Genomic DNA, 25,751 nt, shown 5'->3' with positions numbered 1-25,751 from the left:
GATTCCGTCCGCTTTGGGCCAATATTGCTGACGTTTTACTGGCTTAAACGCGTCGGCCTCAACAGAAACGCCGGAATGGGACCGGCATCGCCGAAGGGCGAATCCGAGCTGCCACTCTCCTCCGCTTCCGCCTTTCGGGGCGGCCGCTGGCGGCGCGACGGCTTGGCTGGCTCTTCAGTGGCGACTTCCGGCTGCGCCTGGGCGGCGCGCTTCGGTTCGGCTTCGGGCTTGCCCGCGCGTCCGCGACGACCGCGGCTCGGCCTGGCTTCGGTCGCTTCGCCCTCACCATCCTGGCTGGCGGAAGCCTTGACCGGTTTGCCGTCGTCCAGCCAGTCGATCGGCTTCTGGATCAGCTTGAGAATGGCGTCGAGATGCTTGCCGTCGGCCGGGGCCACAAGCGTATAGGCAACGCCAGAGCGGCCGGCGCGGCCGGTGCGGCCGATGCGGTGCACATAGTCTTCGGCATGCACCGGCACGTCGAAGTTGAACACATGGCTCACTGCCGGAATATCGAGCCCGCGTGCCGCCACGTCGCTGGCTACCAACAGGGTCAGCTTGTTGCCTTTAAAGGCATCCAGCGTTTCCATGCGGCTCTTCTGGTCCATGTCGCCATGCAGGGCCCCGGCGCTATAGCCGTGGCGCTTCAGCGAATTGGCCAAGGTCGCCACGTCGCGCTTGCGATTGCAGAAGATGATGGCGTTGGTCAGGCCTTCCGATGCGTCGATCCGGGCCCTCAGGGCTGCGCGCTTCTCGTCGGGCTTGGACGAAACCTTGACCAGCTTCTGGTCGATGGTGTCGGCCGTGGAGGCGGCGCGCGCCACCTGCACATGCACCGGGTCCTTGAGGAACTTCTTGGTCAGCCGCTCGATCTGCGGGTCCATCGTCGCCGAGAACAGCATGGTCTGGCGGCGCGGCGGCAGGCGCGAGCAGATCTTCTCGATATCGTCGATAAAGCCCATGTCGAGCATGCGGTCGGCTTCGTCGATCACGAGGATTTCCACGCCCGTGAGCAGAATCTTGCCGCGGTCGAACTGGTCCAGCAAGCGTCCGGGCGTGGCGATCAGGACGTCCACGCCGCGGTCGAGCTTCTTGTTCTGGTCCTCGAAGCTCACTCCGCCGATGATCAGCGCCATCGAGAGGCGATGGTTCTTGCCATACTTCTCGAAGTTTTCGGAAACCTGCGCCGCCAGTTCGCGCGTCGGCTCGAGGATCAGCGTGCGCGGCATGCGCGCCCGGGCACGGCCTTTTTCCAGCAGCGTCAGCATCGGCAGCACGAAGCTGGCCGTTTTGCCGGTGCCGGTCTGGGCAATGCCGATCAGGTCCTTCTTTTCCAGAAGGTGAGGGATGGCCTGGGCCTGGATTTCGGTGGGCTTGCTGTAGCCGGCTGCGGCCACCGCGTCGGTGACTTTGGTTGAAAGGCCCAGTCCGGAGAAGGTATCGGTCAAGTCGGTCGTTCCACTAGGGTGCTGCCGGTAATGCGGCGGCAGGATTCCCTGGGTCGCGCGACCGGCATTGGACATCAAACGGGCGCGATCCTCGGGGACCGTGCCTGCATGGGTGCCAACCAATCAACGTATTCCTCAGCACCCTCGGCTCGGGCTGCGCCGGTCTTGAACACCGGCCACATGGCCCTGCCGGCTACCCAGGCGCTGCGACGACACGATGCCTGCGCGCCCTTGGTACTCTACCGGCGGCGCGGACCATAGCGCAAAGCCCCGCTCTGTCAATGATTTTGCCCGCTTTTAGGTTACCGTGGCGGTCGCGCCAGCCCCGGCCCGGTCATGACTTGCATCCGGCCAGCCGTGCGGCTTCCGGCATTGGATTGATGCAGCCCCGAGACCGCTTTCGCCTCGTGAGTATAAAAAACATGAGACGCAAGACGTTCAATGGGCCATGCGCGCGCAGCGCTTATGGCCTTTTCAGCTCAAATCTCTCCACTGGAAAGATTTGCCCTGCGGGACGGATCAAAGAGCGACGGGGTTTCAGGCAGGGAGTTTCACTAGGGCCGGCTTGCGCCGGGATTTCCCATCTCCGGACCCACACCCCATAACGATTCAGGATGCTCCCGGCTGTCGCCGGACGGTTGATCGTTGCAACCCCATCTCCACCCGGCTGATGGGAGGAATATCGCAGAGGATTTGTGGGCAGGGATAAGTCCCCGCTGCTCCGCCGCTCAAATATCCAGATCCGTCACGAACGCGGCGTTTTCCTGGATGAATTCGAAGCGCGCTTCCGGTTTGTTGCCCATGAGCCGGTCGACCGTGCTGCGGGTGACGTCGCGATCGTCGAGCACCTTGACCTGCAGTAGCGTGCGGGTCTTGGGCGACATCGTGGTCTCGCGCAGATGCGCGAACGGCATTTCGCCCAGACCCTTGAAGCGGGTGATGTCGACCTTGCCCTTGCCGGTGAACTCGGTCTGCATGAGCTCGTTTTTGTGCGCGTCGTCGCGCGCGTAAAGCGTCTTGCCGCCCTGGCTGATGCGATAGAGCGGGGGCAGAGCGAGATAAAGGTGCCCGTTCTCGATCAGCCGCGGCATTTCCTGGAAGAAGAAGGTGATCAGCAGCGACGCGATATGGGCGCCGTCCACGTCGGCGTCGGTCATGATGATGATCTTGTCGTAGCGCAGGTCGTCTTCCACGTAGCGATCGCGCGTGCCGCAGCCCAGCGCCTGGATCAGGTCGGCGATGAGCTGGTTGGCGGCCAGCTTGTCGCGGCTGGCGCCGGCCACGTTGAGGATCTTGCCGCGCAGCGGCAGCACCGCCTGGTTGGCGCGATTGCGGGCCTGCTTGGCCGACCCGCCGGCCGAGTCGCCCTCGACGATGAAAAGTTCGGCGCCCTGCGCGGCATTCTGCGTACAGTCGGCCAGCTTGCCGGGCAGCCGCAGTTTCCGCGTCGCGCTCGCGCGGTCGATTTCCTTTTCCTTGCGGCGGCGAAGGCGCTCCTCGGCCCGGTCGATGGCCCAGTCGAGGAGCTTCCCAGCCTGCTGCGGCGAGGCTGCCAGCCAGTGGTCGAAGGCGTCACGCAGCGCCGTATCGACGATGCGGGTGGCTTCGCCCGAAGCCAGCTTGTCCTTGGTCTGGCCGACGAATTCCGGTTCGCGCACGAACACCGACAGCATGGCCGCGCAGGAGGTGAGCACGTCCTCGGCGGTGAGGTTGGCGGCGCCCTTGTTCTTGGTCAGCTCGGCATAGTTCTTGAGCCCGCGCAGCAGCGCCATGCGGAGGCCCGCTTCATGCGTCCCGCCATCGGGCGTCGGCACGGTATTGCAATAGGATTGCGTGCCGCCATCGCCGATAGTCCAGGCAATCGCCCATTCCACCGCGCCATGGCTGCCAGGCTTGCCGCTCCGCCCTGAGAAGATTTCGTCGGTGATGCGCGTCTCGCCCTCGATGCGGGCCGTCATGTAGTCCTTGAGGCCATCGGGATAGTGGAACACCGCCTTGGCGGGTACTTCCTCGTTGGCCAGGCTCTCGTCGCAGCTCCAGCGCAGTTCGACGCCACCGAAGAGGTAGGCCTTGGCGCGGGTCATGCGGAAGATACGGCCGGCCGAGAAATGTGCCGTGGGCCCGAAAATCTGCGGGTCGGGGTGGAAGCGCGTCGTGGTGCCGCGGCGGTTCTGCACGCGCCCGACATTGACCACGTCCTCCACCACGAGACCGCGCGAGAACTGGATGCGATAAAGCTGCTGGTCCCGCGCCACCTCCACGACCATGTCGTCGGAAAGCGCATTCACCACCGAGACGCCGACGCCATGCAGGCCGCCAGAGGTCTCATAGGCTTTGCTGTCGAACTTGCCACCGGCGTGAAGCACCGTATGGACGATCTCGAGGGTCGAGCGATTTGGGAATTTCGGATGCTTTTCGACCGGAATGCCGCGACCGTTATCGGTAACGGTAATGTATCCGTCGGCTCCCAGATGCACCTCGATGCGCGTGGCGTGGCCGGCAATGGCCTCGTCCATGGAATTGTCGATCACCTCGGCGAAGAGGTGGTGATAGGCATTGATGTCGGTGCCGCCGATATACATGCCCGGCCGTCGCCGGACCGGCTCAAGCCCTTCCAGGATCTCGATATCTGACGCGCCATAAGCCTCGGAGGTTACCGGAGCGGACCGCGCGGATGGCTTGGCCGGCGCAGTTTCCTTTTTCGGTTCTGGAGAGGGTGCGGCGCTTCCGAACAGATCTGACATGCACTTTCCAACAAAGGTTCGGCCCGAATCGGGCTGGTCCGATACCTAGCATATAGCAGGCATTTCCCTAGATTTCGGCCGCCCGACCAATTCCCACAAGCAAGGCAGCCATATGGCAGTCAAGCGGAACGGGAGATGAACCTTGCATGCTCCCGGATGCCTGCCGGCGATCCGTATTGGGAAAAATTCGTCCCAAGATAGGCCGGCCGGTTTACCCCTCGTTTCCGTCTTGGGAGCACTTTCTTAAGCGCGTCCTGATAGACAAGTGGACATACGGTTTTTGTCTGGAGTTGCCGTATGCGAGCCGAACAACCGGGTATTGCGTATCAATCGGTCAAGGTCGGCTCGGCGCTCGGATATTGGCCGATAGCCGGATTTTTGAGTACTGCGTACCGGCTGGCCAGTTTTCGTGTTTCTCGTGCCGGCGCCGTGTTTGGCGCCACTATTCTCTTCTATCTCGTCTGACCTGACTTGCGTTGCTCCGGCGGCGCGGTTAGGTATTTGCGCATTCGCCAATTGGTCCACACCTGAAGGGGAGGGCTGCATGACTGTTTTTCAGACGCATCGTTCCCGTGGACCCGTCCAGGCCCTGCGGCTTGAGCTGCAGGGCTGACCAGCCTGGTCCGGACGTAACCTATCCGTTCCCGATCCCTGGTTGCCCTTCATGGCGGCCTGGCCACTGCCAGGACGCTGAACTGACGGCAATGGCGCCCTATGACGGCGCCGATCCAGTGAGCGAATAAATGGGCACGATCAGCCTCCAACAAGCCGGCCACCGCGCAGGCGACCTTCTCTTCTCCAATCTCAATCTTGTCATAGCCGACGGCGACCGCGTCGGCCTCGTGGCGCCAAATGGCCGCGGCAAGACCACGCTGCTGCGGGCCATGGCGGGCCAGGCCGAACTCAGCGACGGCGAGATCACGCGCTCGCGTGGCCTCACGGTCGGCTATGTTCCGCAGGAAGTTCCGGAAAGCGCCCTGACGCTGACCCTCGCCGCCTTCGTCGCCTCTGCCCTCGATGCGGCGACCCTCGATAACGAAGGCTGGCGGGTTGACGTCGTGCTGGACGAAATGGCCATTCCCGCCGAATTCCGCGACAAACCTCTGGCCGAGCTTAGTGGCGGCTGGCAGCGCATGGCTTTGCTGGCGCGGGCCTGGGTGACCCAGCCCGATGCCCTGCTGATGGACGAGCCGACCAACCACCTCGATCTCGGGCGCATCCTGATGCTCGAGGAGTGGCTCGGCTATGCCGCCCGCAACCTGCCGGTGGTCATCGCCAGCCACGACCGTGCCTTTCTCGACGCTGTCACCAACCGCACGCTGTTCCTGCGGCCCAGCGAGCAGGTCTATCTGCCGCTGGCCTATTCGGCCGCCCGCGCCGAACTCGACCAGATCGACGCTGCGGCCGAGGCCCAGCGCGAAAAAGACCTCAAATACGCCACCCAGCTTCGCAAGCAGGCGGCTAAGCTCACCAATGTCGGCATCAATTCCGGCTCCGACCTGCTGGTCGTCAAATCCAAGCAGTTGCGCGACCGCGCCGAAAAGATCGAGACCCAGGTGCAGGAGGTCCATCGTGACCGCACCGGCCTCGTCAAGCTGGGCAATTCAGGCGCCGAGGCGAGGGTCATGATGGCCTTCGAAAACGTGCCGGTGGCGACGCCCGATGGCCGTCCGCTCTTCACCGTGGACAAGCTCCACATCTTCCAGGGCGATCGCATCGTGCTGTTGGGGCGCAATGGCACCGGCAAATCCCAGTTTATGCGCGTCGTCACCGAGGCGCTCGCCGGCTCGGTACCGTCGGGTATGCGCATCAGCCCGCAACTGGCGCCGGGTTATCTCGACCAGGCACTGGCATGGCTGCCGCTCGATCCGTCACCGCTCGATTACCTGTTGCACCGGTTCGACGAGGGAGACAGGCGCACCATCGCTCTGCTCGCCGGTGCCGGTTTTCCGCCGGACCGGCAATCGAGACCGATCCGCACCATGTCGCTCGGCCAGCGGGCGCGCCTCGCCCTTTTGGCGCTGCGGCTCGAAAAGCCCAACTTCTATCTCCTCGACGAGCCCACCAATCACCTCGATATTCCGGGCCAGGAGCAGCTCGAGGACGACATCCGGGAGCAGGGGGCGACAACCATTCTCGTCACCCACGATCGAGCCTTCCTGCGCGCCATCGGCACGCGTTTTCTGCTGATCGAACGGAGAAAGCTGGTGGAGGTGGATAGTCCCGAGGACTTTCTCGAGGCGCAGGCGGCCCTGGATCGCTAGGCCAGCTTCAGCCGGGCAGGGGACGCCTCTGCCCGGTTCTTGCCGGCCGCCTTGGCGCGATAAAGGGCCCTGTCGGCCAGCACCTGCATATCCTCGAGCGTTTCGCCGCCTTGCCGCGCATGAAGGCCGATGCTGAGCGTCAGCGGATAACCTGCCGGCAGGCCCTCGACGCCCTGTTCCCCGAGTTCCGCGGCGATGGTCCGGGAAATGACCTTGAGGCGCGCCGGGGTCGCGTTGCGATAGAACAGCGCGAATTCCTCGCCGCCGATCCGGCCCGAACAGTCCGCTTCGCCAGAACGGGCCAGGACCCTGCCCACGGTGGCGATGACCCGGTCGCCCACCGCGTGGCCGAAGCGGTCATTGACCTGCTTGAAATCGTCGATGTCGGCGACCAGCAGGGCCGGTATCGTATCCTGGCTATCCATCGCGTCCGCGACGGCCGCCTCGAAACCACGGCGATTGAACAGCCCGGTCAGGAGGTCGTGGTCGGCCTCGCTGCGCAATTGCGTGACGATGTCGAGCACCAGCGAAAACACGAAAATCGCCACGATGAAGATCGCCAGCAGCGGCGTCAGCCCGGCTATGGATCCCCAATAGGACGATTGCGTCACCCCACCATCGGCATTGAGCGAGAGCCCGCCAGAGAGAATCAGCAATGGCCTGCCCACGGCGAGCAGCGTGCCTAGGCCCACGGCGGACATGAACAGCCTGTCTGCCAGGGTGCGCAATCCGGCGCGGGCGAGTTGCACCAGGGTGATACCGGCGGTGATCGCAAAACCACCGCTCAAGACCACAATGCGCCCCATGGTCGAGGGCGTCACCAAGGCAAAATAGAAGAATCCGGTAAATGCTGCTACCGTAACCAGGGCAAACGGGATCACAGGCATCTTGGCCCGCACCCGCACGATCGCGCTGACGCAGGCGAGAAGCACAGCGCCATAGAACAGCGCATTGCCGGCATAGTTGACCGCGCCGGGGCTCGAGAACAGCGGCCATTCCTGGGTGATGAAGCCGAGCCCGAGATAAAGGAACGCGACGCTGAGCGGGAAGAAGTAGACGTGGTTCGGCCAGCGACGCCAGAGCAGGGCAACCAGAATCGAGAAAGACAGCGCGAGGATCGGGTTCAGCAGGGAAAGGTAGAACTGAGCCGACATGCCGATGCCCGAACCGCGTGTTACGCGCGAAATCTATTTGGCAGGCAATAAGTAAACCTTAATCCGCGCCGGCAGGACACGTCGGCGCGGAACAATATCGTTTCCGATCAGGTCCTTGCTGATCGCTTAGTGGTGGTGATGGTGTTCGGGCATCTGTTCCAGGTCGCGCTTTGTCCACAGCGTCACCGCATGCACGCGGCCCGCCTCGTCGCGCATGAAGTCGAGGCTGGCCATGCCCACTGCAACAGGCTTGGCGCCAATGCCGAGGAAGCCGCCGACATCCACGATCACCTGTGCGGCCGGGCCGGCACCATGCAGGTGCGAAACCTTGCCGATCTCCTGGTTGTCGGCGCCATAGATGGTGGCGCCTTCCAGCACGCCCGGCACAAGCTCGGCCTCGGTCAGCGGTTCGTGCTGGTCATGGTCAAGCGTGGGGTTGGTCTGCCGCGCCGTTTCACCGCGTCCGTTCTGCAGGTTCGGAAGGCTCTGCTCCAGCCGATCGAGGGCCATTGTCACCTTGAGGGCAACACCCGGGTCATAGTCGTGGTCGGGGCTGGTGCGCTCATAGTCCCGCAGTTCTTCCGTGGTGATGCCGGCCTCGGCCGCGAACACGTCGGGGTCGATGCCGAGCGACAGGCGGCGGTTGTGGTCACCCTTGGGCTGGAAAGGTGCGTCCGAAGTGTAGTGGGTCATCGCAATTCTCCTTCACTGCAGGGGAAAAGCGCGGCGCCCGCAATTGGTTCAATGCGCCGCCCGGTGGGGCGATCACATCGATCGGCGAAAACAAAAAGGCCGCCCGAAGGCGGCCTTTTCAAACGGTCAGGCGCTCCACCTTAGTGGTGGTGCTCCTCCGGAACTTCGTCTTCGTCGGCCTGGATCAGCTTGGCGAGCTCGTCGCGGCTCATCTTCTGGTCGGTGACGTCGCCCAGCGAGATGATGTGGTCGACGACCTTGTTCTCGAAGATCGGGGCGCGGAGGCTGGCCAGCGCCTGCGGGTTCTTGCGGTAGTAGTCGTAGACCTGCTGTTCCTGGCCCGGGAAACGGCGGACTTCGGCGATCAGCGCCTGCTGGTGCTCGTCGTCGGTCACCTGCACTTCGTTCTGGTTGCCGATTTCGGCGACCACGAGGCCCAGGCGCACGCGGCGCTCGGCGATCCGCTGGTACTGTTCCTTGGCGGCTTCTTCGGTCGTGCCTTCGTCTTCGAAGGAGCGGCCGTGATGCTCGATCTCATGGACGACGCGCTGCCAGATGGTGTTGAACTCGGCCTCGACCAACTGGGCCGGGACGTCGAACTTGTGGCCATCGTCGAGGGCGTCGAGCACCTGGCGCTTCATGTGCTGGCGGCCCATCGAGGCGAGGGCGTTTTCCATCTGCTCGCGGATCGCCTTGCGCAGCGCGGCGACGTCTTCGAGGCCGAGGCGCTTGGCGAAATCGTCGTCCAGCTCGCCGGCATTGGGGCCGTCGACATGCAGGATGGTGACGTCGAACACGGCGTCCTTACCGGCCAGCTCGGCGTTCTGGTAATCCTTGGGGAAGGTCACCTTCACTTCGCGGGTCTCGCCCTTCTTGGCGCCCACGAGCTGCTCTTCGAAGCCGGGGATGAATTCGCCCGAGCCGACGGTCAGGTGCGCATGGTCGGACGAGCCGCCATCGAATTCCTTGCCGTCGATCTTGCCGACAAAGCTGAGACCCAGGTAGTCACCGGTTTCCACAACGGCGTCGTCACCCTTGTTGGTGTAGCCGCGGTTCTGGGCGAACACGCGGTTGACCTCGGTGTCGACTTCCGCTTCCGAAACTTCGATGACCGGCTTGTTGAGCTTGACGCCCTTGATGTCCATCAGGGTAACGGGCGGCAGGATTTCGTATTCAACTTCGAATGCGAGATCGGCCTTGCCGTCGAGCACGTCATTGATGACGCCCTGGTCCTGTGGCAGGTCGACCTTGGGCTGGGCGGCGGCGCGTTCCTTGCGCTCGTCCAGCGTGTCCGAGACGGTCGCGTTGATCGCGTCGGTCATGACTTCCGACATGGCCGAGCGGCCATAGACCTTCTTGAGGTGGGCGGTCGGCACCTTGCCGGGGCGGAAGCCCTTGATATTGGCCTGGCCCTTGAGCTCTTCGAGCTTGGCGTCGAGGCGCGTATTGAGGTCCGCGGCCGGAATGGTGACGCTGAGCTTGCGCTTGAGGCCGTCGTTGAGGGTTTCGGTTACCTGCATGGGGTTGATCCCGTCTTGTTCAATCTCGTTCGGCCGAGGCCGCTATGGTGCGGGTGAGAGGACTCGAACCTCCACGCCTTGCGGCGCTGGAACCTAAATCCAGTGCGTCTACCAATTCCGCCACACCCGCAAGGGTCCCCGTCGGCCGGGTTGGCGATGCATCTATATGAAGAGTGTAAGCCAGTCAAAGCCTAGCTTGGCGTTTTGGCGGGAATGGAGAAGACCGTCTGGATCAGCCCATCCGCGACATGGAACATCACCGTCGCTTCCATCGGCTCCGGCCCGAGCCCGTGGATCAGCTCGTGGTCGATCACAGTGTTGCCGGTGACGATCCGGTTCACGAGCTCCGCCCTCAGCCCTTCGTGGACGAAGCGGTTGGCCGCATAGAAGTCACCAAAGGCCGCCTTGCCATCGAGCATCAGCGTCATGTCGGGCAGCCGGTAGGTCTGCACCCCATCGGCGAAAACCGACAGAAACGTCTCGAGGTCCCGCCTGTTATAGGCCTCGAACTGCACCGTCACGCACTCCAATGGCGTCATTTTGGTCATCTGCTGCACTCTTGGCCTTTCCGCCATGTCGATATTGCTCACGAAACGCTCAATCTGCCCACAAGTTAGGCATTAGGCGGTGATGGGTAGGTTTCCGCCCATGCCGCTTCATCTCTCAAACGTCTGTCCTAACACGGCTTTTCGGTGTTTGGCATGGCTGGCACACGCCATGCATACGAAGGGACCGGTAACTGCCGAAGACGGCCATTGGAGGCGTGAGTGAAAAAAATCGAGGCTATCGTAAAGCCATTCAAGCTCGACGAAGTCAAAGAAGCGCTGCAGGAAGTTGGCCTGCAGGGCATCACCGTGACCGAGGCCAAGGGTTTCGGGCGCCAGAAGGGCCATACGGAGCTCTATCGCGGCGCTGAATATGTGGTGGATTTCCTGCCCAAGGTTAAGGTCGAGGTTGTGTGCCCCGACGACCTGGCTGAAAAGGCCATCGAAGCGATCCGCGCAGCCGCGCAAACCGGTCGCATCGGCGATGGAAAGATCTTCGTCTATTCCATCGAGCAGGCCATCCGTATCCGTACCGGCGAGTTTGGCGACGACGCGCTCTGAGGCGCAGGTCCATCGCCGACTGCCACCAACCACTAACAAGCATTCCGTCTAAGACAGGGGAAGACCTATGACGACCGGAGCCGACATCATCAAGCGCATGAAGGAAGAGAACATCAAGTATCTCGACGTGCGTTTCACCGATCTGCGCGGCAAGCTGCAGCATGTCACCATGGACGCGTCGGTCGTCGACGCCGACCTGTTCGAGGACGGCGTCATGTTCGACGGTTCCTCGATCGCCGGCTGGAAGGCCATCAATGAGTCGGACATGGTGCTGATGCCCGATCCGAACTCGGCCTATATCGACCCGTTCTTCGCTGCCTCGACCCTCGCCATCAACTGCGACATCCTCGAGCCCAACACCTATCAGCCCTACAACCGCGACCCGCGCTCCATCGCCAAGAAGGCCGAAGGCCTGGTCAAGTCGTCGGGCGTTGGTGACACCGTCGTGTTCGGCCCCGAGCCCGAATTCTTCATCTTCGACGACGTGAAGTATTCCAACACCACCTACAATGTCGGTTTCTCGGTCGACGCGCACGAACTGCCGACCAACAACAATTCCGACTATGAAGGCGGCAACAACGGCCACCATATCGGCCTCAAGAAGGGCTATTTCCCGGTTCCGCCGCTGGACAGCGCCCAGGACATGCGCGGTGAAATGCTCGAGGCCATGGGCCAGATGGGCGTCATCATCGAGAAGCACCACCACGAAGTGGCGTCCGCCCAGCATGAGCTCGGCCTCAAGTACAAGCAGATGATCGCCTCGGCCGACGACGTGCTCATCTACAAGTACGCCGTCCAGCAGGTCGCCAATGCCTATGGCAAGACCGCGACCTTCATGCCGAAGCCGGTTTACGGCGACAACGGCTCGGGCATGCACTGCCACATGTCGATCTGGAAGGACGGCAAGCCGCTCTTCGCCGGTGACCAGTATGCCGGCCTGTCGATGGAATGCCTCTACTACATCGGCGGCGTCATCAAGCATGCCAAGGCCATCAACGCCTTCACCAACCCGACCACCAACTCCTACAAGCGTCTGGTGCCCGGCTTCGAAGCTCCGGTTCTCCTGGCCTATTCGGCCCGTAACCGTTCGGCTTCCTGCCGTATCCCCTTCGGCCAGTCGCCGAAGGCCAAGCGCGTCGAAGTCCGCTTTCCCGATCCGCTGGCGAACCCGTACCTCGCCTACACCGCGCTGCTGATGGCCGGCCTCGACGGTATCAAGAACAAGATCCACCCGGGCGATCCGATGGACAAGGATCTCTACGAACTGCCGAAGGAAGAGCTCAAGGAGATCCCGACCGTGTCCGGTTCGCTCCGCGAAGCCCTGGAAAACCTCTCGGCCGACCGCGAGTTCCTCAAGGTTGGCGGCGTCATGGACGACGACTTCATCGACAGCTACATCGAACTCAAGATGGGCGAAGTCATCAAGTTCGAGCACACCCCGCACCCGGTCGAGTACGAAATGTACTACTCCGCCTAAGCGGATCCGGACGAATAGGAAAGGGGCCCTCCGGGGCCCCTTTTTTCTTGTCTAGCGGCAAACGCGGAAGCGGAGATGGGTAATGCCGTTCTCGCCCTCGAGCACCCTGACGCGCTCCAGCTCCTGCGGACCCAGCCCGAGATGGTCGAACAGCAACCTGCCTTCACCGAGCAGCACTGGTACGAGGTGGATTTCGATCTCGTCCAGAACGCCCGCGGCAAGGGCGAGCCGCGCAATGCCGGCGCCATGGGCCAGAACGTCGCGGCTCCCCGCTCGCTCCTTGGCCGCGCTCATGGCCCGGCCGATATCATCCACATAGCGGACGAGGGGCCAGTCGGCCGCCCAGCCCGGCGCTGCGTGCCGGCTGAGGATATAGATGGGGTACCCCATTGTGGTGGTCGCCGCCCCAGCCCTTGGCGGGCTCGAACGTGCCGCGGCCAGCGACCACGGCGCCAGTGTCCATTAATTCGCGGAACACCTGGCCGTTGACGCCGCCAAGGCGGTCTGGCGTCTCGTCGAGATCGAGGTCGGCGCCATCGGGAAAGAACCAGCTATGCAGGCGGTCGATGCTCTCGCGCGCGCCGTCGATATAGCCGTCCAGCGACATGGACATGTAGAGTACGGTCTTGGCCATCAGAGGTCTCCTCGTCTGTACAACGCCTCAAGGCGTCATCAGTGCGACGAGGTTCGCATGGCCCGATCGACATTTTCGGCCGGCGCTATTGGGCGGCGCGGAAAGTCCGCCGCATTACGTCGCGCCATTCGTCGGGCGCTTCGAGCAGGGATTCGAGATGATCGGCGCTCTGCGGTTCGAAAAAGCGCACACCGAAGCCGAAGTCGAAGAGGCGCACGACTTCGCCGGTCACCCGTCCGACGGTGACGATTTCGCCCACCGCCGGCTGGAAGGCCGCAGACACGGCGGCGCCCGAGATGGAATAATCGACAATGAGACAGGGCTGCGACCAGTTATCGGGCCGCGCGATCACCGTGCGCGGATTGCTGGGCATCACCCGCTCGGCGCTGCGCCGGTCGCTGGTCGTGGTCCAAAGTTTCTCGCTGAAACTGGTGATCCGTGCGTTGAGGGCGTCGCGCTCGGCATCGCTCTGCACAAATCCCATCTCGAAGCCGTCGTCATATTGGCGCGTCACCGTTCCGGTGAGTGTCCCGAACGAGGTGAAGCTCGCCGAAACGATTTCACCCATTTGCGGAATGACCGGAGCGGTGACCCGAAGGTTGTCGCTGCCGATCATGCGCAACCGGCATGCGAAGAGATTGATGCCGGGATGCATGGCTTGATCGCCGATGACGTAGCGGCCCGCCACGGAAGCAATGCCGTGCAAGGCGATTGTAGGACGTTCCAGACCTTCGGACACAGAAGACCTCCCCCAGGTGATCGGTTGAGCATGGCTGAGCCACGTCAACGCGTCCTTGCACCGGGGATTTGCATTTTATCTTTCCGCCGGTTTGTGCCGCCCTCTGCCGCGTAAACGAAAACGCCACCCGACGGCATCGGATGGCGTTGAAACAGGGGGCGGGTCAGCTCACTCGGCCGGTGGCTTCACCAGGTATTCCAGATCCTCGAATTCCTGGGGCTGGATGAATTGCAGCGCAAAGCCGACCTCGAGATGCCGCACGACGCGCCCGACGACTCGGCCCAGCGCCATGGGCATGCCCAGTTCCGGCCAGAAATGCGCCGACACCGCCGCTCCCGAGCGGGACACGTCGATGATGAAGCAGGGTACCTTGCGGCCATCGGCCAGCACGATCAGGCTGCGCGGATCGCGCGGCAGGATGCGCCGATGCTCGCGTTTGTCCGGCACCTGCGCGTGCACATGCTTCTTGTGCCAGTCGATCTTGGCGCCCAGTTTTTCCCGCTCGCTGTCTCCCAGGTCGAGATTGGTCACGAAACCGGATGCCAGGCGGCGCGTTATCCGTCCGCGCAGGATGCCGAATTCGTTGAAATGGGCCGAGACCGTCTCGCCTTCCTTGCCGACGACCGGCCCGACCGTGACCAGCATGCGGGTCGAAATCGAGCACAGGCGGCAGGCGTAAACTGGAATCTTGTCGTCCGGCGTGCGGCGGCGATCGGGCAGGGCGTAGCGTCCTGCCAGTGCGCCGATGAAACGGACATCTTCTATAGCGAAAGGTGCGCGCAGACTTTCGTCGTCAAAAGCGGCGGTCAACGACATGGGCTCCCCTCCCATTTGCCATTACCGGTGAAAACCCTACCGCGTAGTCCTTAAGGAGTTCTCCCAGTGCGGCCACCTGAACCGTCCGCCGTAAATTTGCTGCTAATCTGAATCATCGCAATTTTCGCAATCGGTCATTTTGGTCGAACTATCATGCAATTGACGTCGCAACTTGCCCTTCTCAATCCCTCCGAAATGGCCGAGGCGGATCGCCTGGCCATCGCCCTCGGCACGCCCTCGCTGGCGCTGATGGAGGCTGCGGGCGCCGCCGTGGCTGAGCGGATACTGGCCGGTTACCAAATGGACCCGGTCCTGGTTCTCTGCGGTCCGGGCAATAATGGCGGCGATGGATTCGTGGTTGCCCGCCTGCTGCAGGAGGCCGGCTGGCCGGTCCGCGTCTGGCTGTCCGTGCCGCGCGAGACCCTTGCGGGTGATGCCGCCGCCATGGCGGACCGCTGGCAGGGGGAGGTCGAAGGTCCGGGCCTACCCGATCTGAGCATCGTCAGCCTCATCGTCGACGCCATGTTCGGGTCGGGCCTGGCCCGCGATCTCTCCGGCGACGTGGCGGGCCTGGTTGCCACGGTGAACGCCCTGCCGGTCCCGGTCATCAGCGTGGACGTGCCGAGCGGCCTCGACGCCGCCACGGGCGCGCTGCGCGGGGTTGCTATCCGGGCGACCGAAACCGTCACTTTCTTCCGCCTCAAGCCCGGCCATATCCTCGACCAAGGCAAGGCCCAGTGTGGGCATCTCCATCTTGCCCAGATCGGCATTCCCGACATGGTGCTCGAAGCGCTGGCCGTGCGCACATGGCGCAATCATCCCGGGCTCTGGAGCCTGCCCGATCATGAAGGCGACCGTCACAAGTTCGATCGTGGCCATGTCGCCGTGATCTCGGGCGGTCCACTACAAGCCGGCGCGGCCCGTCTGTCTGCGCTCGGCGCCTTTCGCAGCGGGGCAGGGCTCGTGACCCTGCTCGGTTCGGCCGAGGCGTTGAAAGTTCACGCGGCCCACGTCACCGCCATCATGCTCAAGGAGGCCGAAAAGCCGTCCGAACTGGCGGCGATTCTGGGCGACACGCGGATCAAGGCTGTCGTCATCGGTCCGGCTGCCGGTATCGGCGCTCAGACGCGATCGCGCGTTGCCGCGCTAGTCGCATCCGCGGCAGCGCTCGTCCTCGATGCCGATGCCCTTACCAGCTTTTCCGGCAATGCCGAGCGGCTCTGGTCCGATATCGCCGCGCGCGGCGCGCCCGTCGTCCTGACCCCGCACGAAGGTGAGTTTGGCCGGCTTTTCCCGGATATCGGCGGCAGCAAGCTCGAACGCGCGCGCCTCGCTGCGGCGCTGTCCGGCACGGTGGTGATTCTCAAGGGGCGCGATACCGTCATTGCCGCACCCGACGGGCGCGCCGCCATCAATGACAATGCGCCCACCTGGCTGGGCACGGCCGGGGCAGGGGATGTGCTGGCCGGCATGGTGGCCGGGCTCCTCGCTCAGGGCATGCCCGGCTTCGAAGCAGCCTGCGCCGCGGTCTGGCTGCATGGCGAGGCTGCCAACCGCTTCGGCGGCCCGGGCATGCTGAGCGAGGATATCCCCGCCCTGCTGCCCGCAGTGCTCCGCGACTACTACCGGGCATACGGTGCTGCTGCTGACAGCCGCTGACAGTCAAATTTTCCAGCAGGGGTGACAGGCGGGTGCTTGCCGGATGGTGTGCCCGATCCTACATCACCGGTCACCGAGGGTCCGGGCGCAGCCATGCTGTCGCCTCGTCCGGCGCGGCGCGGCTTCCTGGAGCGGACCCATGAACAAGGCCCTTGTCGTCATTCTCGCCGCAGTCATGCTCGATGCCATTGGCATCGGCTTGATCTTCCCGATCCTGCCAGCCCTGCTGCGCGAAGTCGGGCATACGTCCGACATTGCCACCATTCTGGGCGTGATGCTGGCGCTCTACTCGGCCTGTCAGTTCCTGTTTTCGCCCATCCTGGGCGTGCTCAGCGACCGCTTCGGCCGCCGCCCGGTGCTCCTGGTTTCGCTCGCCGGCGCGGCCATCGACTATCTCGTCATGGCCTTTGCGCCCGAACTCTGGCTGCTGGTGATCGGCCGCGCCATTGCCGGGGTCACCAGCGCCAACATGGCCGTGGCCACCGCTTATATCACCGACATTTCCACCGAAGACGAGCGCGCCAAGCGCTTTGGGCTCTTCCATGCAATGTTCGGCATCGGCTTCATCATCGGCCCGGTGATCGGCGGCATTCTCGGAGACATCTGGCTGCGCTCGCCATTTCTGGTCGCGGCGCTGCTCAATGGCGTCAATTTCGCCCTGGCCCTGTTCGTCCTGCCCGAATCGCGTCCGGGCCAGCGGGATGCGCGCTTTACTTGGGATACGCTCAACCCATTCAAGCCGCTGGCCTGGGCGCTGACCTTCAAGGCGTTGATCCCCTTGATGGGCATCTATTTCATCATGAACCTGGTCGGCACCGTCTATGGCACCACCTGGGCCATCTACAGCGAGGACGTTTTCGCCTTCAACGGCATGACCATCGGCCTCTCATTGGGCGCTTTCGGCGTCTTCCACGCCCTGGCCCAGGCCTTTCTCACCGGGCCCGCCGTGGCCCGGCTCGGCGAGCGCTGGGCGCTGATCGTGGGCATGGCGTTCGAGACCGGGGCCATGCTCACCCTGGTCTTCGCCACCCAGGGCTGGGTGCTCTTTGCCATGGCGCCGATCTTCGCCCTTGGGGGCATCGGCATGCCCGCCCTGCAGTCCCTCACCACGCGGCAGGTCGATGCCAACAGGCAGGGCCAGCTCCAGGGCGTGCTGGCGAGCCTGGTCAGCCTGGCCTCCGTGTTCGGACCGCTCTTTTTCAGCTTCGTCTACCATGGACTGCGACCGAGCTGGCCCGGCGCCATCTGGCTGGTGGCCATCGGCATCTATCTGCTGGCCCTGCCGCTCATGGCCGGTCTGCGCCGCCCCGCCGGCCTTCCGCCCGAGGCCGCATAGGCAAACCGGGGACAATCCGCCGCAATCCCGGCTTTTCCGCTTATCCGGGGTTGCAGGGTCCATTTTTCCGGTCCATTAACAGCTTTGCACCGTCGGGCAGCCGAAAACCCCCGGATTTCCTTGCGCTCCGCGCAGAATCGCAAAAGGTTGTCGGCGTTTTCGTTCGCCAGAGACGGCGGGCATTCACTGTGAGGAAACGCTATGAACAAAAACGATCTGGTTGGCGTCGTTGCCGACAAGGCTACGATCACCAAGGCACAGGCCGCCGAAGCGGTTGACGCAGTGTTCGAGGCCATTACTGCTGCTCTCAAGGGTGGCGAAGAAGTCCGTCTGGTCGGCTTCGGCACTTTCGCCGTGTCCCAGCGCAAGGCTTCCACCGGTCGCAACCCTGCCACCGGCGCCGAGATTCAGATTCCTGCTTCGAACCAGGCCAAGTTCAAGCCCGGCAAGGGCCTCAAGGATGCGATCAACTAAGATCGCCGCCTTGCCTTAATCGGCAATCGGCCCCGTGCGGTTTGCGCCGGGGCCGTTTTCATATCCGCAAAAGTCAGTTGACGGGCGGGGAAGGGCACCCTAATCAGGGCGCCGTTCACTTGAGGGGTCCTGGACCCTATTCGGGCGATTAGCTCAGTTGGTAGAGCGCCTCGTTTACACCGAGGATGTCGGCGGTTCGAGTCCGTCATCGCCCACCATTCCCACCGCGATCCTGCGCGGCTTTCGTTCATTTCAGATCCTATCCTGTGCGATCGGTCGTTGATCGGTCACATGAGCTTATTGCCCCTAAGCCTTGAGATAAAAAAGTTTTCCACAGGCGGCGTGGCCGATTTCCAAAAATCTCCGGCAGAATTCCGCAGCGGCGCTTGACTTCACATATGGGGGCCAGTACATGGACGCCACGTTGCGCGAACGACTTGTTCGCAAGCGCTGCGGGAGTAGCTCAGTTGGTTAGAGCGCCGGCCTGTCACGCCGGAGGTCGCGGGTTCGAGCCCCGTCTCTCGCGCCACCCTTTCTCATTGAAATCAATGGTTGTTCAAAGGGTAGCGCAGCCTTCGGCGCCCCTCGCAAATCATATGGCCCGCCTGTAACTTTGGCCCCTGTCTGACCGTATCTGCTATCAATAGATCAGCACGAGGTCCCCGCCATGCCCGCCCGCTCACCCATCAGCCTCACCCAGCCACGCCGCCGCACCATCCTGCTCGGCCTCGCCGCCTTGCCGGTCCTGGCCCTTCCTTTTGCGCGTCCTGTGCGTGCCCAGGAAGCGCCTGTCGAAATTCCGTCACCGGCGCTCGATCTCGAGGCAACTGGCACGACCGCGACGGCGACCTTTGCAGGCGGCTGCTTCTGGGGTGTCCAGGGTGTTTTCCAGCGGGTGAAGGGTGTCAGCAATGCCGTCTCCGGCTATTCCGGCGGTGCGGCCGAAACCGCGACCTACGATCTGACCACCCGCGGCGATACCGGCCACGCCGAAACCGTCGAGATCACCTACGATCCGTCACAGGTCAGTTACGGGGACCTGCTGCACATCTTCTTCTCCGTCGCCCACAACCCGACGCAGCTCAATTTCCAGGGCCCGGATCGCGGCACACAGTATCGCTCCACCATCTTCGTGCGCACCGCCGAGGAAGAGGAGGTGGTCCGCGCCTACATCGCTCAGCTCGATGCCGCCAATCTGTTCGAAGGCCCCATTGTCACGACGATTGAGCCGTTCGACGCATTTTACCCCGCCGAGCAGTATCACCAGGACTTTCTGACGCTGAACCCCGACTGGCCCTATATTGTGGTGCACGATCTGCCCAAGATCGCCGCGCTCGAGGCCCTCTTTCCCGAAAGCTTCCGGGCGGAGCCGGCGCTTGTCGGAATGCTGCCGGTGTCATGACCTTATTTCTGCGGTCACAGTGACTTGAGGGGCCCGCCGCCAGCCCTCTTCCGGAACCGGGCCCCCATGATCCGCGTTGAATGACGACTCGGCTCGAACAGGGAAGGCTGCGATGCGTATTGCTTCGACTATCGCCCTTGCGACCTTGATGAGTACGGCACTTCCCGGCTTGGCCCTGGCTGCCGACCCGATCACCATAACCACCTCTACCGATGCAGCGCTCCCCGTTGCCCGTTCGTCCGGCTTCGACTGGAACGGCTTCTATGCCGGCGTGCATGGGAGCGGCGTACACGCTGGTGAGGGGGACCTTCAGGCTGGCGTGGGAATTCATGCGGGCGTCAATACGCAGTTCGACTTTTATCTCCTTGGCGCCGAAGTGGCGCTGACCGGAATTCCCGAGACCGAGGTAGCGTCCGGGACGGTAGAGGGGCAGGTGCTCGGGCGCGCCGGGCTGGTTGTCGCTGACAACGTCATGACCTACGGCGCCGCCGGCTATGGTGTGAATTTGGGCGCGCCGGAAGAACAGGACGTTCTAGTAGGCGGTGGGGTCGAATTGGGATTGACCGATTCCGTCTCGGTCCGGGCCCAATACCTGCACAGCTTTCCTGTCCAGGGCACCGAGGCCACTGACCAGTTCTCGCTTGGTGCCAGCTTCCACTTCTAGTCGTTCCGATTCGGCACGCGTCCCGCGGAGCAGCACGGATTGCCGCGACTTCTCGATATAAACTGCAAGATTTCGTTAGGAATTTGCCACAATCTCGCCATCGTGCGGTCAGGGATCGCGGCCGACTGATGGTATTTGTATCAAATTGAACCAATTCCATGGTGTTCCTGCAACACCTGCCCGCAAATGGTCATGGAATCTTATCCGCACTGCCAGATTTGGGCGTTGATACCCTTGTCAGCCGCACGCCTGTGAGGCATCTATCGGTCGACTACGGTTAACTCTATGGGAGTGCAAGACATGTTTGTACGTTCTCTGGCCATTGGCGTTTCCGCCGCGGCTCTCATGGTTGGTGGCGCTCAGGCTGCTGACCTCATCATTCCGGTTACCCCGGAACCGATCTACACCCCGGCCGGCTTCGACTGGGAAGGTCTCTATGTCGGTGCTCGCGTCGGCGGCCAGTTCGTTGGCTCCAACGTCTATGCCGGTTCGACCACTTCGGCGACCTATGGCGTCATCGGTGCCGCCGTCGGCGTGAACTTCATCCCCGTCGACCCGGTTCTGCTCGGCGTTGAAGTCACCGCTGACTACAACTGGAACCACAACGCCACCAGCTCCAGCGAGTTCTTCGCGAACCTGCGCGTTGGTGCCGTCGTGACCGACAACGCTCTGGTCTATGCCCTCGGTGGCGTTGGCTACAGCACCCGTCACAACGCAACCTCTGAAGCTGTGTACCAGCTCGGTGGTGGTGTTGAATTCGCCGTCAACGACGTCGTCACCGTTCGCGGTGAAGTTGTCGGCCAGGGCGATTTCTCGCACACCGCTGGCGACGCCTTCTTCGAGTCGGCCAAGGCCACCGTTGGCGTGTTCTACCACTTCTAAGTTTGGCGTGCCGGGGCGGATTCGCCCCGGTACCTTCAATCTTGCAACCCATCTCGGCGGACCGATTCCATCGGTTCGCCGTTTTGGTTTTGTGGCCGCCCGGGATGGTCGCCATGCGGCCCTTGAGAGATTCGCGGATGGCTGCCTCATCCTGCTAACTATCGGTCTAGCACCTGCGCATCCATTCCGGCCGCTTGCTGCGTGACCGCTTGTTTTCGCAAATCTGTTGCGCGATTTGCCCCTTTGCGAGCCGCTTCGAAGCAATTCCGGGCGGCCGGTTACATGATTATTTTGCTCATATTTTCTTTCCCTTGAAACGTTTGGGGGGAAGGTCTAAGCCGTTCCGCATCACTGGCGCATCGGCCCGGCTGCCCCAATTGCATCGCGGTCCATGTGCTTCTCGGCCGCCCTGGCCGGTTTGAACTACAGGCTGCCGCATGACTGAATTGCTCAGCAATTACCTGCCCATTGTCATCTTCATCGCCTTGGCTGCTCTGATCGGCGGCGCGCTTCTGGTGGCTCCCTTCCTGGTCGCCGTGAAGCGTCCGGATCCGGAAAAGGTATCCGCGTTCGAAGCGGGCTTCGACGCCTTCAGCGACGCGCGCATGAAGGTGGATGTCCGCTTCTATCTGGTGGCAATTCTCTTCATCATTTTCGACCTCGAAGTGGCTTTCCTCTTCCCCTGGGCTGTGGCCTTCCGGGACGTGGGCTGGTTCGGCTTCTGGTCCATGATGATCTTCCTGGGCGTGCTCACCATCGGCTTTATCTATGAATGGCGTAAGGGAGCTCTGGAATGGGATTGAGCCCGTCCAGTTCGACACTGGTTACCCCGCGTCCCACCGGCGCGATCGATCCGGCAACCGGCAAGCCATTTGGCGCTGATGATCCGTTTTTCGCCGGCGTAAACAACGAGTTGGCCGACAAGGGTTTCCTTGTCACCACCGTGTCGCAGCTCATCACCTGGGCCCGTACCGGCTCGCTGATGTGGATGCAGACCGGCCTGGCCTGCTGCGCCGTGGAAATGATGCAGATGTCCATGCCGCGCTACGACATCGAGCGCTTCGGCACTGCGCCGCGCGCCTCGCCGCGCCAGTCCGACGTGCTGATCGTCGCCGGCACGCTGACCAACAAGATGGCCCCGGCTCTGCGTAAGGTCTACGACCAGATGCCCGAGCCGCGCTACGTCATCTCCATGGGCAGTTGCGCTAATGGCGGCGGCTACTATCACTATTCCTATTCCGTTGTGCGCGGTTGCGACCGGGTGCTTCCGGTGGACGTCTATGTGCCCGGCTGCCCCCCCACCGCCGAAGCGCTTCTTTACGGCATTCTCCTTCTCCAGAAGAAGATTCGCCGCGACGGCACGATCGAACGATAGGGCAGGGGCATGGACGAAACTGTTGTTGTCGAGCCGATTGCAATCGACCCGCTGGTGACACTTGGCGAGCATGTCGCCGCGTCCCTGGGCGATGCCGTGCTGGGTTTCGACGTGGCCTATGACGACCTCACCGTCACCGTGGCCCGCGATTCGATCGTCAATGTGGCGACTTTCCTGCGTGATGATCCGAAGTGCCGGTTCATCAGCTTCGTCGACGTGTGCGGTGCTGACTATCCGGCTCGCGAATTCCGCTTCGACGTGGTCTACCATTTCCTCAGCCCGCACCTGAACCAGCGCATCCGCGTCAAGCTCGAGGCCGACGACGCGACGCCGGTCCCGTCGATCTGCGGCGTCTATTCCGGCGCCAACTGGTTCGAGCGCGAGACCTACGATCTTTACGGCGTGCTGTTCTCCGGCCACCCCGATCTGCGCCGCATCCTCACCGATTACGGTTTTGATGGCCATCCGCTGCGCAAGGACTTCCCGCTGACCGGCTTTGTCGAGGTTCGCTACGACGAAGAGCGCAAGCGCGTGGTCTACGAGCCGGTGACCCTGGCCCAGGAATTCCGCTCGTTCGATTATCTGTCGCCTTGGGAAGGTACCGATTACGTGCTGCCCGGCGACGAGAAGGCGAAGAACTGATGTCCGAAGTCGACGTTCGCAATTTCACCCTGAACTTCGGTCCCGTGCACCCCTCGGCGCACGGCGTGCTGCGCATGATCCTCGAGCTCGATGGCGAGGTCGTTGAGCGTGTCGATCCGCATGTCGGTCTCCTGCATCGCGGCACCGAAAAGCTGATCGAGTACAAGACCTACCTGCAGGCCGTGCCCTATTTCGATCGCCTCGATTACGTGGCGCCGATGAACCAGGAGCATGCCTTTGCCCTGGCCGTCGAGCGCATGCTCGACATCGAGGTGCCGCGCCGTGGCCAGCTCATTCGCGTGCTGTATGCCGAGATCGGCCGCCTGCTCGCCCACCTGATGAACGTGACCACCCAGGCCATGGACATCGGCGCGCTGACCCCGCCGCTCTGGGGTTTCGAGCAGCGCGAAAAGCTCATGGTGTTCTATGAGCGCGCCTCGGGCGCCCGCATGCACGCCGCCTATTTCCGTCCCGGTGGCGTCCACCAGGATCTGCCCCAGGCCCTGATCGACGATATCGGCGTGTTCTGCGACGAGTTCCCCAAGGCGCTCAAGGACATCGACACGCTGCTGACTGCCAACCGCATCTTCAAGCAGCGCAATGTCGATATCGGCGTCGTTCCGCTCGAGGAAGCCTGGGGCCGTGGTTTCTCGGGCGTCATGGTGCGCGCTTCCGGTGCTGCCTGGGACCTGCGCAAGGCGCAGCCTTATGACGCCTACGCCGAAATGGAATTCGACGTTCCGGTCGGCTCCAATGGCGACTGCTATGATCGTTACCTGATCCGCATGGAAGAAATGCGCCAGGCCAACGAGATCATGCGCCAGTGCGTCCAGAAGCTGAATGCCCCCGACGGCAAGGGGCCCGTGGCCTCGACCGACGGCAAGGTGGTACCGCCCAAGCGTGGCGAGATGAAGCAGTCCATGGAGGCGCTCATCCACCACTTCAAGCTCTATACCGAGGGCTACAAGGTTCCCGCCGGCGAGATCTACGCCGCCGTCGAAGCGCCCAAGGGCGAGTTTGGCGTCTATCTGGTGTCCGACGGCACCAACAAGCCCTATCGCTGCCATATCCGTGCGCCGGGCTTCGCCCATCTGAGCGCCATGGACTACCTCTGCCGCAAGCACATGCTGGCCGACGTGACGGCGATCCTGGGTTCGATTGATATTGTGTTCGGAGAGGTGGATCGCTGATGTCTACGCGACGCCTTGCAGACGAGTCGGTGCAGCCGGCGAGTTTTGCGTTCAATGCTGAAAACCAGGCCTGGGCCGAAAAGCGCATCGCGCTTTACCCCGTTGGCCGTCAGCAGTCTGCCGTTATTCCTCTGCTCATGCGTGCGCAGGATCAGGATGGCTGGGTCACCCGCGCGACCATCGAAAAGGTCGCCGAGATGCTGGATATGGCCTATATCCGTGTCCTCGAAGTCGCGACCTTTTACACTCAGTTCCAGCTCGCCCCAGTGGGCAGGAACGCGCATATCCAGGTCTGCGGCACCACGCCCTGCATGCTGCGCGGGGCAGGGGACCTGATCGAGGTCTGCAAGTCCAAGATCCACCCCGAGCCACACCATCTTAACGCCGATGGTACGATGAGCTGGGAAGAGGTCGAGTGCCTTGGCGCCTGTGTCAACGCGCCCATGGTCATGATCTATCACGACGCCTACGAGGACCTGACGCCCGGTCGTCTGGAAGAGATCGTCGATGCCTTTGCCGCGGGCAAGGGTGACACGATTAAGCCCGGCCCGCAGATCGATCGCCAGACGTCGGCGGCATTTGGTGGTCGCACCACGCTGCTCGAAACGCCGACCGCGACGCGCGAAAAGTTCGTGCCCCCGCCGGCTCCCGAAGCGCCGGCCCCCGCCGCCGCACCGGCGCCTGCCGCAACCCCGGCCGCTCCGGCCACGCCGACCACCGCAGCACGTCCCAAGGATGTCACCGAGGAAAACGCCCCGGCCATCAAGGGTACGCCCAAATCTGCCAAGGTCAGCCAGGCCAAGGCCGAAGGCGAGCGCGCCGCTGCCGACACCGCGGCCAAGGCCAACGGCAAGCCCAACGACGCCATGCGGGAAGGTGCTTCCGGCGCTGAGTCGGAGGCCGGCAAGGTTGATGGCGGCAAGGCCGTGGGTAAAGCCAAGGCTACATCGCCGGCTGATGACAATGCCTCGGCCGCGGTCAAGAAGACCAAACCTGCCATCAAGGCTCCGGCTGCCAATCCCAACGAAGTCGTGCCGACCCGCGAAAAGGGCGGCGCATTGCAGCCGCTGTTCGAGCGTCCTGAAGGCGCAGCGGACGACCTCAAGCTCATTTCGGGTGTGGGTCCGGTGATCGAGCGCAAGCTCAACGAACTCGGTGTTACGAGGTACGACCAGGTCGCCCGGCTTGCTCCGGCAGATATGGCGCGCATCGACGAGGCGCTCAATTTCCGCGGCCGCGTGCAGCGCGACAATTGGGTAGGGCAGGCCGAGGCTCTGGCGCGCGGCGGTGTCGAGGAATACCGCCGGGTATTCGGGAAGGATCCGCGCTAAATGGCCACTCGCCGCATCGACTTCGGGACGCTGACCATCAAGGACTACGCCATTGGCGTGGTCTATGTGGTGCTGGCGACCTTTGTCGTGACCGGCGCTGAAATGGTCTTCGGATTTACGCTGCCGAGCCTTGTGGCGTCGGCGGTCGGGGCAGCAATTGGCGTTGCTGCCTGGTTTGTCTTTTTGTGGAAGCGGAATAGCTGA

Annotated in this window: 26 protein-coding genes and 3 tRNA genes; 18 read left to right on the top strand and 11 right to left on the bottom strand. The window is 62.9% G+C overall.

Annotation, left to right across the window (positions count from 1 at the left end; genetic code table 11):
* Positions 1-35: 35 nt before the first annotated feature.
* Both JEQ47_RS07085 and parE read right to left on the bottom strand, forming a co-directional pair.
* Positions 36-1,445 (bottom strand): DEAD/DEAH box helicase, encoded by a 1,410-nt coding sequence (locus JEQ47_RS07085; protein WP_236020664.1) that lies wholly within the window; start codon positions 1,443-1,445, stop codon positions 36-38.
* 728 nt (positions 1,446-2,173) lie between these two features.
* On the bottom strand, positions 2,174-4,189 hold the full coding sequence (gene parE / locus JEQ47_RS07080) for a DNA topoisomerase IV subunit B (protein WP_198875636.1): 2,016 nt from the start codon (positions 4,187-4,189) through the stop codon (positions 2,174-2,176).
* A gap of 297 nt (positions 4,190-4,486) precedes the next feature.
* On the opposite strand from parE, the gene JEQ47_RS07075 reads away from it, so the two are divergent.
* The gene (locus JEQ47_RS07075) at positions 4,487-4,654 is read left to right on the top strand and encodes a hypothetical protein (protein ID WP_198875635.1); all 168 of its coding nucleotides are present in this window, start codon (positions 4,487-4,489) and stop codon (positions 4,652-4,654) included.
* A 278-nt stretch (positions 4,655-4,932) separates the two neighbouring features.
* Positions 4,933-6,453, top strand: coding sequence for an ABC-F family ATP-binding cassette domain-containing protein (locus tag JEQ47_RS07070; RefSeq protein WP_198875634.1), 1,521 nt, complete (start codon positions 4,933-4,935; stop codon positions 6,451-6,453).
* Here JEQ47_RS07070 and JEQ47_RS07065 read toward each other — a convergent pair.
* From JEQ47_RS07065 to JEQ47_RS07045, 5 genes are all read right to left on the bottom strand, one after another.
* Complete coding sequence (locus tag JEQ47_RS07065; RefSeq protein ID WP_198875633.1) at positions 6,450-7,607, bottom strand: GGDEF domain-containing protein; 1,158 nt, start codon at positions 7,605-7,607, stop codon at positions 6,450-6,452. The two genes, JEQ47_RS07070 and JEQ47_RS07065, sit on opposite strands and share 4 nt — an antisense overlap.
* A gap of 126 nt (positions 7,608-7,733) precedes the next feature.
* Positions 7,734-8,081 carry a PRC-barrel domain-containing protein gene (locus JEQ47_RS07060; protein WP_236020747.1) on the bottom strand — a complete coding sequence of 116 codons (348 nt, stop codon included), beginning with the start codon at positions 8,079-8,081 and terminating at the stop codon, positions 7,734-7,736.
* Between the two features lie 359 nt (positions 8,082-8,440).
* Positions 8,441-9,820 (bottom strand): trigger factor, encoded by a 1,380-nt coding sequence (gene tig / locus JEQ47_RS07055; protein ID WP_198875632.1) that lies wholly within the window; start codon positions 9,818-9,820, stop codon positions 8,441-8,443.
* Between the two features lie 45 nt (positions 9,821-9,865).
* Positions 9,866-9,950 (bottom strand) — tRNA-Leu (locus JEQ47_RS07050).
* 61 nt (positions 9,951-10,011) lie between these two features.
* Positions 10,012-10,368, bottom strand: a complete 357-nt coding sequence (locus JEQ47_RS07045; protein WP_198875631.1) for a nuclear transport factor 2 family protein — start codon at positions 10,366-10,368, stop codon at positions 10,012-10,014.
* A gap of 219 nt (positions 10,369-10,587) precedes the next feature.
* On the opposite strand from JEQ47_RS07045, the gene JEQ47_RS07040 reads away from it, so the two are divergent.
* Entirely contained in the window at positions 10,588-10,926 is a 339-nt protein-coding gene (locus JEQ47_RS07040; protein ID WP_086469323.1) for a P-II family nitrogen regulator, read from the top strand.
* Between the two features lie 67 nt (positions 10,927-10,993).
* Positions 10,994-12,403, top strand: coding sequence for a type I glutamate--ammonia ligase (gene glnA, locus JEQ47_RS07035; protein ID WP_198875630.1), 1,410 nt, complete (start codon positions 10,994-10,996; stop codon positions 12,401-12,403).
* A gap of 51 nt (positions 12,404-12,454) precedes the next feature.
* Here glnA and JEQ47_RS20610 read toward each other — a convergent pair whose 3' ends face one another.
* From JEQ47_RS20610 to JEQ47_RS07020, 4 genes are all read right to left on the bottom strand, one after another.
* On the bottom strand, positions 12,455-12,793 hold the full coding sequence (locus tag JEQ47_RS20610) for a dihydrofolate reductase family protein (protein ID WP_236020663.1): 339 nt from the start codon (positions 12,791-12,793) through the stop codon (positions 12,455-12,457).
* On the bottom strand, positions 12,711-13,037 hold the full coding sequence (locus JEQ47_RS20605; RefSeq protein WP_236020662.1) for a dihydrofolate reductase family protein: 327 nt from the start codon (positions 13,035-13,037) through the stop codon (positions 12,711-12,713). The genes JEQ47_RS20610 and JEQ47_RS20605 overlap by 83 nt, the downstream gene beginning before the upstream one ends.
* Positions 13,038-13,122: 85 nt before the next feature.
* A complete protein-coding gene (locus JEQ47_RS21015) occupies positions 13,123-13,776 on the bottom strand; it encodes a PilZ domain-containing protein (protein ID WP_198875629.1) in 654 nt (217 codons plus the stop codon).
* 168 nt (positions 13,777-13,944) lie between these two features.
* Entirely contained in the window at positions 13,945-14,592 is a 648-nt protein-coding gene (locus tag JEQ47_RS07020; RefSeq protein ID WP_198875628.1) for a PilZ domain-containing protein, read from the bottom strand.
* A gap of 153 nt (positions 14,593-14,745) precedes the next feature.
* Here JEQ47_RS07020 and JEQ47_RS07015 point away from each other — a divergent pair, with 153 nt between their 5' ends.
* The 14 genes from JEQ47_RS07015 (at position 14,746) to JEQ47_RS06950 (ending at position 25,751) form a co-directional block, all read left to right on the top strand.
* The gene (locus JEQ47_RS07015) at positions 14,746-16,251 is read left to right on the top strand and encodes an NAD(P)H-hydrate dehydratase (protein ID WP_198875627.1); all 1,506 of its coding nucleotides are present in this window, start codon (positions 14,746-14,748) and stop codon (positions 16,249-16,251) included.
* A gap of 139 nt (positions 16,252-16,390) precedes the next feature.
* A complete protein-coding gene (tet, locus tag JEQ47_RS07010) occupies positions 16,391-17,587 on the top strand; it encodes a Tet(A)/Tet(B)/Tet(C) family tetracycline efflux MFS transporter (protein ID WP_198875626.1) in 1,197 nt (398 codons plus the stop codon).
* A 201-nt stretch (positions 17,588-17,788) separates the two neighbouring features.
* Positions 17,789-18,061, top strand: coding sequence for an HU family DNA-binding protein (locus JEQ47_RS07005; RefSeq protein ID WP_198875625.1), 273 nt, complete (start codon positions 17,789-17,791; stop codon positions 18,059-18,061).
* A gap of 142 nt (positions 18,062-18,203) precedes the next feature.
* A tRNA-Val gene (locus tag JEQ47_RS07000) sits at positions 18,204-18,279 on the top strand.
* Positions 18,280-18,513: 234 nt separating this feature from the next.
* Positions 18,514-18,590 (top strand) — tRNA-Asp (locus JEQ47_RS06995).
* A gap of 138 nt (positions 18,591-18,728) precedes the next feature.
* The gene (msrA, locus tag JEQ47_RS06990; protein ID WP_198875624.1) at positions 18,729-19,463 is read left to right on the top strand and encodes a peptide-methionine (S)-S-oxide reductase MsrA; all 735 of its coding nucleotides are present in this window, start codon (positions 18,729-18,731) and stop codon (positions 19,461-19,463) included.
* Positions 19,464-19,575: 112 nt separating this feature from the next.
* Positions 19,576-20,127 carry an outer membrane protein gene (locus JEQ47_RS06985; protein WP_198875623.1) on the top strand — a complete coding sequence of 184 codons (552 nt, stop codon included), beginning with the start codon at positions 19,576-19,578 and terminating at the stop codon, positions 20,125-20,127.
* Between the two features lie 300 nt (positions 20,128-20,427).
* The gene (locus JEQ47_RS06980; protein WP_198875622.1) at positions 20,428-21,009 is read left to right on the top strand and encodes an outer membrane protein; all 582 of its coding nucleotides are present in this window, start codon (positions 20,428-20,430) and stop codon (positions 21,007-21,009) included.
* Positions 21,010-21,446: 437 nt separating this feature from the next.
* A complete protein-coding gene (locus tag JEQ47_RS06975) occupies positions 21,447-21,812 on the top strand; it encodes an NADH-quinone oxidoreductase subunit A (protein ID WP_198875621.1) in 366 nt (121 codons plus the stop codon).
* Positions 21,803-22,384: a NuoB/complex I 20 kDa subunit family protein gene (locus tag JEQ47_RS06970; protein WP_198875620.1), complete on the top strand. Its 582-nt coding sequence runs from the start codon at positions 21,803-21,805 to the stop codon at positions 22,382-22,384. The genes JEQ47_RS06975 and JEQ47_RS06970 overlap by 10 nt, the downstream gene beginning before the upstream one ends.
* 9 nt (positions 22,385-22,393) lie before the next feature.
* Complete coding sequence (locus JEQ47_RS06965; RefSeq protein WP_198875619.1) at positions 22,394-23,026, top strand: NADH-quinone oxidoreductase subunit C; 633 nt, start codon at positions 22,394-22,396, stop codon at positions 23,024-23,026.
* The gene (locus tag JEQ47_RS06960; RefSeq protein ID WP_198875618.1) at positions 23,026-24,216 is read left to right on the top strand and encodes an NADH-quinone oxidoreductase subunit D; all 1,191 of its coding nucleotides are present in this window, start codon (positions 23,026-23,028) and stop codon (positions 24,214-24,216) included. Before JEQ47_RS06965 ends, JEQ47_RS06960 begins: the two co-directional genes overlap by 1 nt.
* Positions 24,216-25,547: an NADH-quinone oxidoreductase subunit NuoE gene (gene nuoE / locus JEQ47_RS06955; protein WP_198875617.1), complete on the top strand. Its 1,332-nt coding sequence runs from the start codon at positions 24,216-24,218 to the stop codon at positions 25,545-25,547. The genes JEQ47_RS06960 and nuoE overlap by 1 nt, the downstream gene beginning before the upstream one ends.
* The gene (locus JEQ47_RS06950) at positions 25,548-25,751 is read left to right on the top strand and encodes a hypothetical protein (protein ID WP_198875616.1); all 204 of its coding nucleotides are present in this window, start codon (positions 25,548-25,550) and stop codon (positions 25,749-25,751) included.

The organism is Devosia sediminis, assembly GCF_016411825.1.
Classification (GTDB): domain Bacteria; phylum Pseudomonadota; class Alphaproteobacteria; order Rhizobiales; family Devosiaceae; genus Devosia; species Devosia sediminis.
The sequence above is the reverse complement of the archived record's forward strand: the minus strand, read 5'-3'. Positions and strand labels throughout refer to the sequence as shown.